General features: G+C 67.1%; 22 protein-coding genes. All 22 read left to right on the forward strand.

What is annotated here, in order from left to right; translation table 11 throughout:
• Positions 1-110 precede the first annotated feature (110 nt).
• The 22 genes from ASD69_RS17950 (at position 111) to ASD69_RS18050 (ending at position 16764) form a co-directional block, all read left to right on the forward strand.
• Positions 111-989, forward strand: coding sequence for a GPO family capsid scaffolding protein (locus tag ASD69_RS17950; RefSeq protein ID WP_056181946.1), 879 nt, complete (start codon positions 111-113; stop codon positions 987-989).
• A 52-nt stretch (positions 990-1041) separates the two neighbouring features.
• Positions 1042-2061 (forward strand): phage major capsid protein, P2 family, encoded by a 1020-nt coding sequence (locus ASD69_RS17955; RefSeq protein WP_056181610.1) that lies wholly within the window; start codon positions 1042-1044, stop codon positions 2059-2061.
• 13 nt (positions 2062-2074) lie between these two features.
• Positions 2075-2797: a phage terminase small subunit gene (gpM, locus tag ASD69_RS17960; RefSeq protein ID WP_056181613.1), complete on the forward strand. Its 723-nt coding sequence runs from the start codon at positions 2075-2077 to the stop codon at positions 2795-2797.
• A 99-nt stretch (positions 2798-2896) separates the two neighbouring features.
• Positions 2897-3361, forward strand: coding sequence for a head completion/stabilization protein (locus ASD69_RS17965; protein ID WP_056181617.1), 465 nt, complete (start codon positions 2897-2899; stop codon positions 3359-3361).
• On the forward strand, positions 3361-3573 hold the full coding sequence (locus ASD69_RS17970) for a tail protein X (RefSeq protein ID WP_056181620.1): 213 nt from the start codon (positions 3361-3363) through the stop codon (positions 3571-3573). Before ASD69_RS17965 ends, ASD69_RS17970 begins: the two co-directional genes overlap by 1 nt.
• Before the next feature lie 3 nt (positions 3574-3576).
• Entirely contained in the window at positions 3577-3933 is a 357-nt protein-coding gene (locus ASD69_RS17975; protein ID WP_056181622.1) for a putative holin, read from the forward strand.
• Complete coding sequence (locus tag ASD69_RS17980) at positions 3926-4201, forward strand: phage holin family protein (protein ID WP_056181625.1); 276 nt, start codon at positions 3926-3928, stop codon at positions 4199-4201. The genes ASD69_RS17975 and ASD69_RS17980 overlap by 8 nt, the downstream gene beginning before the upstream one ends.
• A complete protein-coding gene (locus ASD69_RS17985) occupies positions 4201-4836 on the forward strand; it encodes a glycoside hydrolase family 19 protein (protein ID WP_056181627.1) in 636 nt (211 codons plus the stop codon). Before ASD69_RS17980 ends, ASD69_RS17985 begins: the two co-directional genes overlap by 1 nt.
• A 1-nt stretch (position 4837) precedes the next feature.
• Positions 4838-5356: a hypothetical protein gene (locus tag ASD69_RS17990; RefSeq protein WP_056181630.1), complete on the forward strand. Its 519-nt coding sequence runs from the start codon at positions 4838-4840 to the stop codon at positions 5354-5356.
• A 160-nt stretch (positions 5357-5516) separates the two neighbouring features.
• On the forward strand, positions 5517-6011 hold the full coding sequence (locus tag ASD69_RS17995; RefSeq protein ID WP_082576613.1) for a phage tail protein: 495 nt from the start codon (positions 5517-5519) through the stop codon (positions 6009-6011).
• Positions 6012-6013: 2 nt separating this feature from the next.
• Positions 6014-6460 (forward strand): phage virion morphogenesis protein, encoded by a 447-nt coding sequence (locus ASD69_RS18000; protein WP_056181634.1) that lies wholly within the window; start codon positions 6014-6016, stop codon positions 6458-6460.
• 104 nt (positions 6461-6564) lie between these two features.
• Positions 6565-7563, forward strand: a complete 999-nt coding sequence (locus ASD69_RS18005; protein ID WP_056181637.1) for a baseplate J/gp47 family protein — start codon at positions 6565-6567, stop codon at positions 7561-7563.
• Entirely contained in the window at positions 7556-8104 is a 549-nt protein-coding gene (locus tag ASD69_RS18010; RefSeq protein ID WP_056181640.1) for a phage tail protein I, read from the forward strand. The genes ASD69_RS18005 and ASD69_RS18010 overlap by 8 nt, the downstream gene beginning before the upstream one ends.
• 8 nt (positions 8105-8112) lie before the next feature.
• Positions 8113-10002 carry a tail fiber domain-containing protein gene (locus tag ASD69_RS22520; RefSeq protein WP_200944030.1) on the forward strand — a complete coding sequence of 630 codons (1890 nt, stop codon included), beginning with the start codon at positions 8113-8115 and terminating at the stop codon, positions 10000-10002.
• Positions 10003-10004: 2 nt separating this feature from the next.
• Positions 10005-10682, forward strand: coding sequence for a hypothetical protein (locus ASD69_RS18020; RefSeq protein ID WP_056181643.1), 678 nt, complete (start codon positions 10005-10007; stop codon positions 10680-10682).
• A gap of 125 nt (positions 10683-10807) precedes the next feature.
• Entirely contained in the window at positions 10808-11380 is a 573-nt protein-coding gene (locus tag ASD69_RS18025; RefSeq protein WP_056181647.1) for a phage baseplate assembly protein V, read from the forward strand.
• A complete protein-coding gene (locus ASD69_RS18030; protein WP_056181649.1) occupies positions 11377-11736 on the forward strand; it encodes a GPW/gp25 family protein in 360 nt (119 codons plus the stop codon). The genes ASD69_RS18025 and ASD69_RS18030 overlap by 4 nt, the downstream gene beginning before the upstream one ends.
• Positions 11737-11752: 16 nt before the next feature.
• Positions 11753-12922 carry a phage tail sheath protein gene (locus ASD69_RS18035; protein WP_056181653.1) on the forward strand — a complete coding sequence of 390 codons (1170 nt, stop codon included), beginning with the start codon at positions 11753-11755 and terminating at the stop codon, positions 12920-12922.
• Between the two features lie 30 nt (positions 12923-12952).
• A complete protein-coding gene (locus ASD69_RS18040) occupies positions 12953-13462 on the forward strand; it encodes a phage major tail tube protein (RefSeq protein WP_056181655.1) in 510 nt (169 codons plus the stop codon).
• Between the two features lie 46 nt (positions 13463-13508).
• Positions 13509-13838 carry a phage tail assembly protein gene (locus ASD69_RS18045; protein ID WP_056181658.1) on the forward strand — a complete coding sequence of 110 codons (330 nt, stop codon included), beginning with the start codon at positions 13509-13511 and terminating at the stop codon, positions 13836-13838.
• A gap of 8 nt (positions 13839-13846) precedes the next feature.
• Complete coding sequence (locus tag ASD69_RS21395) at positions 13847-13960, forward strand: GpE family phage tail protein (protein ID WP_082576614.1); 114 nt, start codon at positions 13847-13849, stop codon at positions 13958-13960.
• Positions 13960-16764 (forward strand): phage tail tape measure protein, encoded by a 2805-nt coding sequence (locus ASD69_RS18050; RefSeq protein WP_056181661.1) that lies wholly within the window; start codon positions 13960-13962, stop codon positions 16762-16764. The genes ASD69_RS21395 and ASD69_RS18050 overlap by 1 nt, the downstream gene beginning before the upstream one ends.
• Positions 16765-16773 lie beyond the last annotated feature (9 nt).

A 16773-nucleotide genomic window follows, 5' to 3' on the forward strand; every position in this document is an offset into this window, starting at 1 on the left:
GTATCGCCCGCGGCTACATGCTGGCCGCGTTGCTGCTGCTGTCGCTGCTGCCGACCATGAAACCTCTAGCGATGCATTCGCATCGAGCCCCGAAAAGCGCAGAGGACAGCATGTCGGACAAAGCCAAGAAGTTCCGTTCGAAGTGGTTTCGTGTCGCCGTCGAAGGCGCGACTTCCGACGGTCGGGTCATCGAACGCACGTGGCTGTCGGAGATCGCGAGCTCGTACGACCCGAACAAGTACGGCGCCCGCATCTTCATCGAGCACATCCGTGGCCTGAACCCCGACTGGGGCTTCCGCTGCCAGGGTGACGTGATCGCGGTCAAAACCGAGACCGTCAAGCTGGACGGCAAGGATTGCCTGGCTCTGTTCGCGCAGATCCAGCCGACCGACGAGCTGGTCGCGATGAACAAAGCCGGCCAGAAGATCTACTGCTCGATCGAGGTGGACCCCGATTTCGCCGGCAAAGGCTCCGCCTATCTCATCGGCCTCGGCGTGACCGACAGTCCGGCCAGCCTCGGCACCGAGATGCTGGAGTTCGCGGCCAAGAACCCCGACGCCAGCCCGCTGAAGGCGCGCAAGCAGAAGCCCACCAACGTGTTCAGCGTCGCGATCGAATCGGACATCGAGTTCGAGGAGTTCGAGGACAAGCCCAGCGTGGTCGAAGGCTTCTTCACGCGCCTGGAGAACCTGCTGAAGCCGAAGGCGCCGGAGTCCGCGCCGACGCCGGCGCCGACGCCGGCGCCGGGCGCATCCGTCGACTTCGCCCAGGTGGGGAGCGCCCTGACCGAGATCGCCAAGCACCTACGCGATCAGGAACAGCGCTTCGCAGTGTCCGAGCGCGAAAGAGTCGATCTCAAGAACGAACTGCAGAAGCTCGGCGGCGAGTTCAATTCGCTGAAATCCAAGCTGGAAGGCACCGCCGACCACAGCCAGGCGCGTCGCCCGGCGGCCACGGGCACGCAGTCGGCGCAACTGACCGACTGCTGAGCCACCGCTCCCCGCCCACTAACACATCCCGCCGAATTCCCCGGAGCACTCCATGCGTAACGACACGCGTCAGCAGTTCAATGCCTTCACCACCCAGATCGCACAGCTCAACGGCGTGGATTCGACCGCCGCGACCTTCGCCGTCGAGCCCTCGATCCAGCAGCGCCTGGAGACCCGCATCCAGGAATCCAGCGAGTTCCTGCGCCAGATCAACGTCCTTGGCGTGGACGAACTGCAGGGCCAGAAGGTCGGCCTGGGTGTGAGCGGCACCATCGCGGGACGGACCGACACCGACACCGGCGCGAAGCGTGAGCCGCGCAACGTGGCCGCGCTCGATGCGAATGGCTACCAGGCCGTTCACACCGACTTCGACACCGCGATTAAGTACGCGTTGCTCGACACTTGGTCGCGCTTTCCCGACTTCCAGAGCCGCCTGCGCGACGCGATCGCCATGCGCCAGGCGCTGGACCGCTTGATGATCGGCTTCAACGGCACCAGCGCCGCGGCCACCACCAATCGCGCCGCCAACCCGCTGCTGCAGGACGTGAACATCGGCTGGCTGCAGCAGTACCGCACGCACGCGCCGGCGCGGGTCATGAAGGACGCCGGCACCGTCGACAACAAGGTCACCATCGGCGCCGCTGGCGATTACAAGAACCTCGATGCGCTGGTGTACGACGCTGTCAGCTCGCTGATCGATCCGTGGCATCAGAAGGATCCGTCGCTGGTCGTGATCGTCGGTCGCCAGCTGGTGCACGACAAGTACTTCCCGCAGGTCAACAAGGACCAGCCGGCGACCGAGAAGCTGGCCACCGACATCATCCTGTCGCAGAACCGCGCGGGTGGCCTGCCGATGGCTGAGGTGCCGTACATCCCGAACGGTTCGATCCTGATCACCTCGCTCAAGAACCTGTCGATCTACTTCCAGATCGGCGGCCGCCGTCGCTACATCAAGGAAGAGCCCGAGGCCAATCGAATCGCGAACTACGAGTCGTCCAACGACGCGTACGTGATCGAGGACTACGGCCTCGGCTGCGTGGTCGAGAACATCGAAATCCTGCCCCAGCCGTAAGGACGGAACCGACATGGCCGATACCCCCGCCAAGCGTCATTTCAACCGCGTGCTGGCGGCCCAGGAGGCCGCCGGTAGGGCGCCGAACCAGTTGATGGCCGGCGCCACTGCCTACGAGCAGCATATGGCGATGCTGCAGCAAGACCGATTGCGCCTCAAGCAGGTGCAGTCGGACGAAGCGAAAGCGGAGCTCAAACGCCAAATGCTGCCCGCCTACGCCAGCTATGTCGGCGGCGTGATCGAGGGCGGACACGGCACGCCGGACGAAGTGGTCACCACGATGATGCTCTGGTGCATCGACGTGGCCGACTATCGGTCCGGGCTGGTCATCGCCGAGTACGTGCTGAAACACAACATGGCGATGCCCGACCGATTCGCGCGCACCACCGGCTGCCTGGTCGCCGAGGAGATCGCCGAGGCCGCGCTGAAGGCGCAACGGATCGGCGAGACCTTCGACGTGAGCGTGCTCGATCACGCCGCGACCTTGACCGTGGGCCAGGACATGCCCGACGAAGTCCGCGCCAAGCTGCGCCTGGCCCTGGGTCGAGCGCTGCTGGCCAACGGCACGGACGATGCGCCGCCGCCGGCCGCAGACCTGGCGGCCAGCATCGACCATCTGAAGCGGGCCATCGAGCTGCACGGCAGCTGCGGCGGCAAGAAGGATCTGGAGCGCGCCGAGCGCTTGCTGAAGAAACACGCTGCTGTGCCCCCGGCCAACGCCGGCGCCAGCAGCTAACCGAGCGTCCCCACGCACCCCGCCGGCTCGGGGCCGATCCGCACGGTTCTCTTTCCCGTGCGGTGACGCCCCGACCACCGGCGACCAACAGAGCATGCCATGAGCGGATTCATCGCCAACGGAAGCGCCAGCACCGAGGCTCCGATCGAGAACGACGGCTTCTGGCCGCCGATCGATCCGGTCGCGCTGCGCCAGCGGATCCGCCTGGACGGCAGCATCGCGTCCGAGCGCCTGCGCGCCGCTGTCGTCAACGCGGTGATCACGGTCAACGATGAACTGCCCGAGTGGAAGGCGAAGCAACTAGCCGGCGGCTACGCAGCGTTGCGGGACGTTCCTGCCCCTTCCATCGACGGCACATCGCGCTTGGTTCAACTGTACTTGCGCGCCGTGACGTGCGCAGCGGCCGCCGAAGTCGCCGAGCGCTATCGCTCTTACGACGCGACCGCGGCGGGGAACCAGCGTGCGGATGACCTGTCGCCGAGCATCGACGAGTTGCGCCGCGACATGCGCTGGGCCATCCGCGACTTGAAGGCCACGCCGCGCATGACCGTGGAGCTGATCTGATGCGCGTCCATGCGCGCCAGGGCGACACGCTGGACGCGCTGTGCTGGCGCCACCTGGGTCGCACTGCGGGTCTTGTCGAGCGCGCCCTGGAACTCAATCCCGGGCTGTGCGAGCACGGCCCGGTGCTGCCCCACGGCACCGCCGTGGATCTCCCCGAAATCACCACCACCGCCACGGCCGTCAACCGGCCGCTGGTCCAGCTATGGGACTGACTGATGGCCGAACCGACTTCCCTTTCCGGTGCCACTGCGCTGACCGCAGGTGTGGGCATCGCGGCGCTGTGGCCCGGCATCGACGGCAACGCGCTGATCGGTGCCTTCGCCGGCGCCACGCTCTTCGTCGTGTCCGCGAACTCGCTGCCGACCTGGAAGCGGGTCATCTACCTCTTGATCAGCGTCGTCGCGGGCTACCAAGCGGCGCCGGACATCGTGCGATGGATTCCGATTCGATCGACGGGCGTCGCCGCGTTCGTCGCGGCCGCGGTCGGCATCACGATCACGCTCGCCATCATCGAGAAGAGCCGCGCCTTCGATTGGAGCTGGCTGCGTCGCGGAGGGCCGCCCAATGCATAGCCTGGTTACGGCGCTGACGCTGATCGCCTGCGTCGCCATTTGCGTCCGCCTGCTGACCTACCAGCGCGGGCCGGACACCACGCACCGCCTGGGCGTCGGCCTGTGCGCCTGGCTCTTGATCGTGTGCACCGGTGGCCAGGCGATCCACATCGTCCTGGTCGGCGCCGCCGCTTGCTCCAGCCCGTGGCAGCTCGGCGTCCTCGCCGTGCTGGCCGTTCTCACCTACCGCGCTCGCGGCAATGTCGCGCGCATTCTGAGGGTCGATTGATGCTCACCGACGCACAACTGCAACAAGCTATGCGCTGCCCGGCCGCACGTGCAGCGCGCTGGAACCCCGCTTTGACCACGGCGCTGAACCGCTTCGGCATCACGACGCCGCGCCGTGTCGCCCATTTCATTGCGCAGGTGGGCCACGAAAGTCTCAGCCTGTCGCGCACCGAGGAGGGTCTGAGCTACAGCCTTCCGCGCCTGCTGGAGGTGTTCGGCAAGCGCATCCCGGCCGCCTCGGCGCAGCAGTACGTGCGCCAGCCCGAGAAGCTGGCCAACCTCGTCTATGCCAGCCGCAACGGCAACGGCAACGTAGCCAGCGGCGACGGCTATCGCTATCGGGGCCGCGGGCCGATGCAAACCACCGGACGCGGGAACTACCGGCGGGCGGGCGAGCTGATCGGCTTGCCGCTGGAAGAGCAGCCCACGCTGCTGCTGGAGGTCGAGGTCGGCGCGCTGGCGGCCGCCGCCTACTGGTTCGACAACGGGCTCAACAGCCTGGCCGACACCGGCGACGTGCTGACGGTCAGCCGCAAGATCAATCTCGGTTCGGCCACGTCCAAGCACACGCCCGAGGGCCTGCAGGACCGCATCGACCGCACCCATCGCGCCCTGGCGCTCCTGGGAGCCCGCTGACATGTCCCCCCGCGCCATCCTCGCCCTGATCTTCGTCGCGCTGCTGGCCGCCATCGGCTTCGGCGCCGCCTTCCAGCAGAGCCGTATTGCCGCCGCGAAGGCCGACACCGCCAAGGTGCAGCAGCAGCTGCTGGGCATGACCTCCGAGCGCGATACCGCGCTGCAGGAGCGCAACCATGCTCGGAGCAACGTCCTCGTCGTCACCAAGTTCGTCGACCGCGTGCAGAAGGTGCACGTCGCCGGCGCCACGATCACCAAGGAGATCCCGATCTATGTCACTCCGAAAGCTGACGCCGCTTGCACTCTTACTGCTGGCTTCGTGCGCATCCACGACGCCGCCGCCGGCAACGTCCCCCCGGACGCCTCCGCCGGAGATCCTGATGCGCCCGCCGCCGGCCTTACGCTCTCTGCCGTCGCAGACACCGTCGCCGGCAACTACACCGCCTGCCACGTCATCCGCGAGCAAGTGATCGGGCTGCAGGACTACGTGAATTCGCTACCCGCGAGCGCGCCGCAGTGACCGCCTTTGCGGTGGCCTGCTGCGTGTTGGTGGGCCTAATCGTCGGCATCGCCGTCGGCATGTTCATCGAAGCGCACAGCGGCGAGCCGCGGCCCGGGGGCGGATACCAGCCGCGCCCGGGCGCGAGCGGCGGGCAAGAGCTCCCACCGCCGAGGAAACCATGATCAAGCCCACCAGCCTCCGCGAGCACCTAACCGCGGCCATCCCGGAACTCGGCCGCGATCCCGATCGCCTGCTGGTGTTCATCAAGGACGGAAGCTTGGTAGGCACGTTTGCGCCCGGGCTGTCGTTTGAGTACCGATACACGCTGAATCTCATCATCACGGATTTCAGTGGCCACCCCGACGCGGTCATGGTGCCGCTGATGGTCTGGATCGAGCAGCAGCAGCCCGAGCTGCTGGCCAACCCGGCGCTACGCGAGCGCATCGCGTTCGACGCCGAGCTGCTGGCCAACGACAAGGTCGACCTGGAACTGAAGTTGCCATTGACCGAGCGTGTGGGCGTCCACGCCCGCGAGGCCGGCGGCTACGACGTGGTGCACTACCCCGAGCCCGAGCTGGAAACCGTGCTTCCGGGCGGCCGCTGGGACGTGTACCTCCAGGGCGAGTGGATCGGCGGCTGGGACGTGGTCGCGGCGGGCGGCGCGAAGACGTAGCCGTGGACGAGCTGCATCAGCTGGAAACCTGGGCCGCGCCCTTTCTGGCGAAGCTGAGCTCAGCCGAGCGGCGCGGGCTGGCGCGCCGGATCGGCACCACGCTGCGGCGCAGCCAAGCCCAACGCATCAAGGACCAACTGAACCCGGACGGCAGCGCCTACGCGCCGCGCAAGCGCGACCAGGCCGGAGAGATCAAGCGCCGCAAGGAAAGAATGTTCCAGCGCATCACGCAAGCGCGGCACTTGAGGGTGGAAGCAAGCGACCAGGCCGTGGCCGTGGGCTTCATGGGGCGCGTTGCACGCATCGCAATGGTGCACCAGGAAGGCCAGGCCGACCGCGTCACTCGCAAGGGCTCTTCGGTGCGATACGAGCGCCGGCAGCTGTTAGGATTCAGCGACGCAGAGCGGTCGACCATCCGCGACTTGATAGTCGAACACCTGGCCCAGTAGCCACGCCGTTCGCTGCGAATGTAGGCGTCCGCGATACAGAGCAACAGCATTGTTGCCCGCGACGGCCGAGGCGAACCTGACATAAGTCAGCGCCCGGCCAACCCATGCCTTCGTCCACCTATACCGCCGTCGACCTGTCGCGACTTCCGGCACCGGACATCGTCGAGACGATCGACTTCGAGGTCATCTTCGCGGCGATGCTCGCGGATCTCTATCGCTTCGCTCCGGAAGTCGATGCGCTGACGGAGTCGGACCCGCTGTACAAGGGCCTGCAGGTCGCCGCCTACCGAGAGATGCAGGTTCGGCAACGCGCAAACGAAGGCTGCCGCGCGATCATGCTGGCGTACGCCTCGCGCGCCGATCTCGACCAAATCGGCGTCATCGTGGGCGTGTCGCGCCTGCAGCTGGCGCCCGGCGACCCGGTCCAGGGCATCCCACCGACGATGGAGAGCGACGTTGAATTCCGGCGTCGCATTCAGCTGGCGCCGGAAGGATTCTCGGTTGCCGGCCCCGAGGGCGCCTACATCTTCCACGCGCTCAGCGCGGATCCACGTGTGCTGGATGCCAGCGCGACCAGCTCGGAACCCGATGACATTCGGGCCATCATTGCCGGTGTTCTCGCGGCGCACGGTGCGTCGCCGGCCCTGACGGACGCCATGGACGCCGCGCTCGATGCGGCGATCTGGCCGGGTGACGTGAAGGTGACCGTACTGGCGCGCGACGGCGACGGCTCGCCCGCGCCAGACCTAGTCACCGCGGTCTCGGGCGCGCTCGCCGATGACTCGGTACGTCCCCTGACCGACAACGTCGTGGTTCAGGGCGCGCAGATCGTGCCGTACGCCGTGCACGCGACCGTGTACACCTACGCCGGACCCGACGCCGCACTGGTACTGGCGGAATCGAGGCGGCGCCTGGAGCGGTACGTCGAGGAATCGCACCGCCTCGGCCGTGACGTGCCGCTGTCGGGCATTTACTCGGTGCTTCACTCCGAAGGCGTACAGCGGGTGGAGATCACTTCGCCAGCGGCCGGCCTGGTGATCGATCGCACCCAGGCGTCCTGGTGCACCGGGATTACCGTCGTCGCCGGCGGGGTCGATGAATAGCCTGCTGCCACCCAACGCGACCGCGCTGGAGCGCGCGTTCGAACGGGCAACTGCGCGCATCGGTGACGTGCCCACGCCGATGCGGGACTTGTGGAACGCCGACACCTGCCCAGAAGACCTGCTGCCGTGGCTGGCCTGGGCGCTGTCGCTCGACACCTGGCAGGCGTACTGGCCGGTGCACGTCAAACGGGCGCGGATTCGCGCCGCGCTGGACATACAGCGCCGCAAGGGCACCGCACAAAGCGTCCGCCAGGTCGTGGCGGCCTTCGGCGGCGCGGTGCAGTTGCGGGAGTGGTGGCAGATGGAACCACCCGGCAGGCCGCACACATTCGAAATGGTCCTGACCTTGTCCGGCGAGGGTGGAGAGACCGCCACCGCCCGCTACGTCGATGACGTAATCGGCGAGGTCGCGCGGACGAAACCGGTGCGATCGCACTTCACCTTCACGCAGGGCCTGCAGGCCATCGGCGGCATCGGCATCGGCACCGGCGCCCGAGCCGCGGTGTACCGGCGCATGCAGTTCCAAGCCATCGAACCCTAGGAGCGCCTGTGAGCGGACTTCCGATCAATGTCACCCCCGCCGGCCGCGCCGCTCTCGTCAATGCGGAGAATACGGGCACGGCGCCCGTACGAATCGCGCAGATCGGCGTGACCTCATCCGCCGCAGGGCTGGTCGCGGGCGCGCTCGCAGGCGAGCTGAAACGCCTTGTGACGTTTGCCGGCGCGGTGGTTGCGGCCGATACGATCCACGTCACGATCCGCGACGACAGCGCCGACGTGTACAGCATGCGCGGCTATGCACTTTACCTGGAGGACGGGACGCTGTTCGCCTGGTACGCGCAGCCCGGCGTGATCCTGGAAAAGTCGGCGCAGGCGATGATGTTGCTGTCTGCCGACGTGCGCTTCGTGGAGATTGACGCCACCAGCCTCACCTTCGGCGACACCAATTGGATCAATCCGCCCGCCACCACGACCGTTCAGGGTGTGGTCGAGCTGGCGGACAACCCCGAGTCCATCGCGGGCACGGACGGCACGCGAGCCATGACGCCCGCTGGCGCAAAGGCCCTGCTCGATGACCGACTCGGCGCCGGTGCGCCCAGCGCTTTCGTCAAGGGGCTGCTGGCCGTGGCCACGGCCGCAGCAATGCGGATCGCGATCGGCCTGGGTAACGTCGCTACGCGTAACGAGGGTCACAACAACGGCCTGGATGCAGACCTTCTCGACGGTCAACACGGTACCCACTACCTTGCCTGGGCGAACCTGACCGGAAAGCCGCTCACGTTCCCGCCGAGCGGGCACCAGCACACGTGGAGCGAGATCAACGACCCGCCGAGCACCGCGATCCGCTGGCCCGCATGGGGCGAGGTGACCGGCAAGCCGCTGACGTTCCCGCCGGGCGGGCACATCCATGCCGCCGCAGATATTCAGTCCGGCGTATTCGACGTGGAGCGGATTCCCGACCTCGCCATCGCCAAGGTCACCAACCTGACGACGGTACTCGCTGGCAAGGCCCCCCTCGCTAATCCGGGCTTCAGCGGAACAGCCACGGCGCCCGTGTTCACTGCGAACGCTGGCCACATGGTCGCGCAGGCCCTCCCCACCCAGAACGCGCACCTCTGGCTGCGCGACGAGACGGGTGTCAATCAGGGTCTGCTGATCTGGGATCGCGGCGATGGCGACGTTGTACGCCTCGCGCGCTACAACGCAGCCGGCACCGCGATCGAGGGGAGCCTCAGCATCTACGCCACGACCGTGACGTTCAACGGGTACGGGCTGTGGCACGCCGGAAATTTTGACCCAGGCAGCAAGGCCGCGGCGACGCACTACCACGACGAACGCTACACGCAGCTGTTTCCCGGCTACATCAGCGACGCAAACGGCGTCAATGGTTTCTGTTCGGCACCCACCTCCGAGCCCTCCACGAACACCCCGAATGGCAGCTGGAATCACCTGCTAAACCTCGGGGGTGGTGACTACGCCGCGCAGATTGCGAGCCCCTGGTTTGAGGACGCCTGGTACACGCGTTCGCGGCGGGCGGGATCGTGGGCGCCCTGGTACAAGCTGTGGAGTTCGTACAACTTCAATCCGGCAACGAAGGCGAACCTGTCTGGCGATACGTTCACCGGCAACGTCACGGCGCCGAAGTTCATCCGCTCGTCGAGCCTCCGCTACAAGCGCGGCATTCGCTCGATCAAGCCGAGCGAAGCGCTGCGCCTGCTGGCTTCAATCCGCTTTGTCGAGTACGTGATGCGTGCCGACGGCAGCCGATCCGCTGGCGTCATCGCCGAGGATCTTGCTGACGGTCCGCTGGACTTCGTAGTCCAGCGGACGGCCTCGGGCGCGCCGGAGGCCGTCGACTACGAACCCCTCTTCGTCATAGCGTGCAGCGCGCTGCAAGGCTTGGCGGAGGATGTGGCCGAGCTGAAGGCGAGGGCCTGACAATGCCCAGCGGATTCGCCAGCATAGTCGGCGGCGTCGAGAAGGACTTCGAGGACCTGTTCGATCCTGATATCGCCGGTGACGGCCCAGCGGCCCTGTGGCTGGAGAACGGCGGTGTCGCGCTCAAGTTCGCGGCCATCGCCTACGGCACGAAGGGACCAGACGTCGGTTACGACGATGGAGGCGTCGACGTGTCGAACCTGTGGGCGGCGAAGGGTACCGCGACGTACGTCATTGCCGGCCTGCAGGGTAAGGCGATGTTCTCCAGCGACGGCCCGTTCACCAACCAGCCGAGCGTAACCGCCACCGTCACGCTGACCCTGCTGACCAATGGCACCTGGACCGCGAGCGGCGGTAATAGTTTCGGTAACGTCGCCCAGCCGGCACCCACCTCGGGGACTTGGCTCACGCAGGGCGGTTCGGCGGGCGACTATGACGTGCGCTTTGACGTTGTGGACAGCGGTAACGCGAGCCGCCAGGTCATCAATGGCGCGCCGGACTGGACGTCTCTGGCCAACACGATAGCCGTCTCACTGCTGCTTCCAAGCGCACCCGCAAACAACGCAAACGAACGTGAGGCGAACGCGAATCTTCGAGTGCGCGTGCGCCGCCGCAGCTCCGGCCAGGTCGTGAGCGATACGACGTTGACCATGGGCGTCTGGACGACGGGCTGGCAGTGATGACGTTCGCGGGTGAGGATGGCAGCTCCGCATAGATTCATCGGACGCCACGTCGGTTGTTGTAGCCGTCGGCCATACAGTGCCAAGCCCATGCGCGCACGCGATCCCGCGCACACCATGGCAGCGTGGACTCCGTCTCCGAACTTCAGCGCCAGCTCGGCAACGCAATCCGCCTCGGCACCGTCGCCGAGGTGGATCTCGTCCTGGCGCGGTGTCGCATCGACACCGGCGAAGTCAAGACCGATTTCCTGCCCTGGTTCGTGCCGCGCGCCGGCGAGACGATTGAATGGTCGGCGCCAACGGTTGGTGAGCAGGGCGTGCTCCTGTGCCCGGGCGGCGACACCAACGGCGCAGTGTTCCTGCGCGGCATCTATTCCGATGCGTTCGCGGCGCCAGCCAACGCAGCAGGTCAACACTTGGTGCGCTTCCGCGATGGCGCACTGATCCAGTACGACGACGAATCGCACGCGCTTGCCGCCACGCTGCCCAGTGGCGGTACGGCGGAGATCACGGCGGACGGCGGCGTCACCATCAATGGCCCCCTGACGGTCAACGGCGACACCCAGATCAATGGAGATGCGTACGTGTCCGGCATGGCTACTGCGCAGACCGATGTGATCGGCGGCGGAAAGAGCCTCAAGAACCACCCCCACAAGAACGTGCAACCCGGCTCGGGCGTCTCGGGGCCGCCGGTATGAGGGGGATGGATGCCCGCACCGGTCGCGCGATCGATGGGATCGACCATCTTCGCCAGTCGATCGCCGACATCCTGACGACGCCCATCGGTTCCCGCGTCATGCGGCGCGACTACGGATCCCTGATTCCCGAGCTGATCGACCAACCATTCAACGGCGCGACCCGCGTAAAGCTCTATGGCGCTACGGCCACGGCGCTCATGCGTTGGGAGCCGCGAATTCGCCTGACCCGCATCGAGCTGAAGGCCGGCAGCGAGCCGGGCGCCTTCACGCTCGATCTCATTGGTCAGCGCACCGACGTGCCGCCGACCAACGACTACACCCGCCTGACCCTACCGCTCCGCACCCGCTTCGTCTGATTTCCAGGAGAGCACCATGCCCGACCTCTACCACCACGGCGTACGCGTCATCGAGATCAACAACGGCACCCGCAACATTCGCACCGTGTCGACGGCGGTGGTCGGTGTCGTTTGCACCTCCAACGATGCGGACGCCGCCGTGTTCCCGCTCAACAAGGGAGTGCTGCTGACCGATCTGCGCACCGCGATTGCCAAGGCCGGCACCAACGGCACCCTCAAAACGACCCTGCAGGCGATCGCCGACCAGTCCGATCCGTGGACCGTCGTGGTTCGCGTCGAGTCTGGCGCCGACGACAGCGCGACCACGTCCAACGTCATCGGCGCAAGCACGGGCGCCACCTACACCGGCATGCAGGCGCTGCTGGCGGCCCAGAGCCAGCTCGGCATCAAGCCGCGCATCCTGGGTTGTCCGGGCGTCGATACGCAGCCGGTGGCGGCCGCACTGGCCATCGTCGCCAAGAAGCTGCGCGGCATGGCCTATGTGAGCGCGGCCGCCAGCGCGGACAAGGAAGCGGCCGCGCTGTACCGCGAGAATTTCTCGGACCGCGAGCTGATGGTCATCTGGCCGGATTTCGTGGCCTGGGACACCACCACCAGCACCAGCAAACCGGCCTACGCCGTCGCCCGCGCGCTCGGTCTGCGCGCGAAGATCGACCAGGAACAGGGCTGGCACAAGACCCTCTCCAACGTCGCGGTCGCCGGTGTCACCGGCATCTCGCGCGACGTGCACTGGGATCTCCAGGATCCGACCACCGATGCGGGGTTCCTCAACGCCGCCGACGTGACCACGCTGGTGAACGCCAACGGGTTCCGTTTCTGGGGTTCGCGTACCTGCAGCGACGATCCGCTGTTCGCGTTCGAATCCTCCACCCGAACGGCGCAGATCCTGGCCGACACCATCGCCGACGCGCTGATGTGGGCGATCGACAAGCCGATGCACCCGTCGCTGATCAAGGACATCATCGAGTCGATCAACGCCAAGTTCCGCGAGATGAAGGCCAACGGCCTGATCATCGACGCGAACGCCTGGTACGACGAGACCGCGAACACGTCGGCCACGCTCGCCGGCGGGAAGCTGTTCATCGACTACGACTACACGCCGGTGCCGCCGCTGGAAGACCTCACCCTGCGCCAGCGCCACACCGACCGCTACTTGGCGGACTTCGCCAGTCGCGTCAACGGCTGATCACCCACCGCCTGAATCCCGGAGACGCACATGGCACTGCCCCGCAAACTCAAGAACCTCAACCTGTTCGGCGACGGCGAAAGCTTCCTCGGCCAGGTCGTGGAAGTGAAGCTGCCGACCCTGACCCGCTCGATGGAGGACTACCGCGGCGGCGGCATGAGCGGCCCGGTCAAAATCGACAACGGCAGCGAAGGCCTGGAGCTGGAATCGAAGTTCGGCGGCCTGATGCGGTCGATCCTTCGCCAGTACGGCCTAACTCGACACGACGCCGTGCAGCTGCGCTTCGCCGGCGCCTACCAGCGCGACGACACCGGCCAGGTCGACGCGGTCGAAGTCGTGGTCCGCGGCCGCCACTCGGAGATCGACATGGGCACGGCGAAAGCCGGCGACGACACCGAGTTCACCGTCAAGACCGCGTGCAGCTACTACAAGCTCACCATCAACGGCGTCGTGGTGATCGAAATCGACTTCGTGAACATGGTCGAGATCGTGGACGGCGTCGATCGCCTGGCCGACCAGCGCCGCGCAATCGGCGTCTGACCCTCTGGCCCGGCAACCCGCCGGGCCTACTTTCTGAGAGAGCGCTATGCCCAAGAATCCCGCCCCGTCGGTCGCTGCTCCGGTCCCTCCGACCACCATCCCCCTGGATTTCCCGATCGTTCGTGGCGAACAGACGATCAGTGCAGTGCAGCTGCGCAAGCCCGCCTCCGGCGAGCTGCGTGGCGTGGCCCTGTCGGACTTGCTCCAGATGGACGTCGTCGCGCTGCAGACCGTACTGCCGCGCATCACGTCGCCGACCCTGACCGCGCACGACGTGGCCCAGCTCGATCCCGCCGACCTGGTCGCACTGGCGGGAGGCGTCGTCCTTTTTTTGCTGCCGAAAGCGGCGCGGGAAGCGGCATCCCTCGACGCGTAGAAGACGCCATGGCCGACATCGCCGCGGTGTTCCACTGGACACCGCAGGCGATGGAGAACATGACGCTGAGCGAACTGATGGAGTGGCGCGAGCGCGCCCGGGAACGTAGCGGAGCGGAGTAATGGGTAACGATCTGAAGCTGCAGGTGCTGCTGAGCATGATCGACCGCGCAACCGGGCCGTTGCGCAAGGTCATGGGCGGCAGCAGCGCCACGGCCAAGGCACTGAAGGCGGCCAAGGACCAACTCCGCGAGCTGGATCGCGCGCAGAACCAGGTGCAAGGCTTCCGCCGCCTGAGTGCGCAGGCGTCCGAGAGCGGCATTGCGATGAAGGCCGCCTATCAGCACGTCGCCAAGCTCAAGGCGGAGATTGCCGGCACCGACCAGCCCACCCAGAAGATGGTGCGTGCCCTGGACCGCGCCGAGCGCGGGTCGGTCAAGCTGAAGAACGCTCACATCGGCAACCTGCGAGCGCTCAAGGAGGCAAAGGCCGGATTGTCGGCGGCTGGCATCGAGATCAAGAAGCTGGGCGACCACGAGCGCCGCCTGCGCACCGAGATGGCGCGCACCAGCGCCGTCATCGACAAGCAACAGCAGAAGCTGAAGCATTTGGCCACGCAGAGCGCGCGGGCGAGCGCCGCGCGCAGCCGGCTGGCCAAGGCCCAGGGCATGGCCGGCTCACTCGCCAGCGGCGGCGCCAGTCTGGCGGGCACGGCCATGGTCGCGGCCGCACCGGTGCTGGCGTCGGTCAAGGCCTACGCGAGCTGGGAGGACGCGATGCTCGGCGTCGCGCGCCAGGTGCAGGGCGCGCGCGACGGCGCGGGTAAGCTGACCCCGCTGTACTACGACCTGGGCGAATCGATCAAGCTCATGTCCGATCGGATCCCGATGGCGACGACGGAGATCGCCGCGCTGGTGGAAGCCGGTGCGCGCATGGGCATCCAGGGCAAAGAGAACCTGCTCGCGTTTGCGGAAACGACGGCCATCACCGCGTCGGCGTTCGATCTGCCCGTCGATGAAGTCGGCGAGAACATGGGCAAGCTGGCCGGCCTGTACAAGATCCCGATCAGCAGCATCAGCCAGCTTGGCGACGCGATTAACTGGCTCGACGACAATGCTCTGTCGAAGGGCGGCGACATCATCGACGTGATGCAGCGCCTGGGCGGCGTCGCCGACAAGCTGGATTTCCGCAAGGCGGCGGCGCTGGGCAGCACTTTCCTGTCGCTCGGTGCCGTACCAGAGGTGGCCGCCGCCGCGTCCAACGCGATGGTGCGCGAGCTGTCGGTCGCCACGATGCAGTCAAAGCGCTTCCGCGCTGGCCTGAAGTCGCTAGGCCTGGACGCGAAGCAACTGCAGCAGAGCATGGCCAAGGATGCGACGGGCACAATTATCTCGGTCCTGGACCAGATCAAGCGGCTGGCGCCCGATGACCAGATGACGGTTGCGACGCAACTGTTCGGCAAGGAGTTCGGCGACGACGCGGCGAAGCTGGCCAACAACCTCGGCGAGTACCGGCGCCAGCTGGCCCTGGTGAACCAGACCGAGGCGCGCGGCTCGATGCAGCGCGAATCGGCGGCCCGGCTGAAGAACCTCTCGGCCGGTTGGCAGATGCTCAAGAACAGCCTGTTCAACACCGCAGCCGACATGGGCGCCACGCTGGCGCCGGCCCTGGGCGAGATCATGGTGCGCGTGCGCAGCATGCTGTCGGTCGTCCGTGACTGGGTCCGCGCGAATCCCGAACTGGCGGGTGGCATCCTGAAGGCCGTCGCCGCCGGCGCCGCGCTGTTGGCCGTGGTGAGCGGCCTGGCGCTCGGCATTGCCGGCGTCCTCGGTCCGCTGGCGCTGGTGCGTTACTCCGCGACCACGCTCGGCCTGCAGCTACAGCCGGCCCTGGCGGCGATCCGTGCACTGGCGGCCCGTGCGCTGCCGCTGCTGGCGAACGGCGTGCGCATGCTCCTCCCGGTGCTAGGCGGGGTCAGCGCGCCCGTGCTCGCGATCATCGCGGTGGTGGCCGCGGCCGCGCTGCTGATCTGGAAGTACTGGCAGCCCATCAAGGCCTTCATGGTCGGGCTGTGGCAGGGCATCGCCGAGGCGGCCGCCCCGGTCGGCGCCATGCTGGCGCAGGCCTTCGCGCCGCTGCGACCGGTGTGGGATTGGTTCGTCGGCGTACTGGGCCGGGTCTGGAACTGGATCAAGGAGCTGCTAACGCCTCTCCAGGCCACCAACGCGCAGCTGCAGAACGCGACCAGCTATGGCCGCGCGTTCGGCCAGATCCTGGGGACCGTGGTCTTGACGCCGCTCCAGCTGACCATCACTGCGGTGCGCACCTTGTGGCAGTGGATGAAGACCGCTTTCGCGTGGACGCCGCTGGGGCTCATCGTGCGCAACTGGAACGCGATCACGGGCTTCCTCGGTGGATTGTGGGAGCGCTTCAAGGCCATCGGCGGCCAGCTAATGCAGGGCCTGGTGAGCGGCCTGCTGGGCGGCCTGAAGGCGGTGAGCGACACCATCGGCGGGATCGGATCCAAAGTCGTCGGGTGGATGAAGGAGAAACTCGGGATCCACAGTCCGTCGCGCGTGTTCGCCCAGCTCGGCGACTACACCATGCAGGGCCTGGCCGGCGGCCTCGATCGCAGCCAGGGCCTGCCGATCCGCTCGCTGACCTCGATCGCCGGCGCCATGCGCAAGGTCGGCGCCGGCATCGCGATCGGCGCCGCGGCGACGCCGGCGATCGCCATCGACAACCGGGCGCCGATCTCGCCGGCGACGGCGGGGCCGCTTGCGGCGGGAGCCACCTACCACATCACCATCAACGCCGCCGCCGGCGCGGCCGCGCAGGACATCGCGCAGCAGGTGCGCGCCGCGATCGAACAGTTCGAACGCGAGAAAGCCGCGCGCACGCGCTCCCGCCTCGGCGACTACGACTGAGCATGCCGC

It is taken from the genome of Lysobacter sp. Root604 (assembly GCF_001427505.1).
GTDB lineage: Bacteria > Pseudomonadota > Gammaproteobacteria > Xanthomonadales > Xanthomonadaceae > Lysobacter.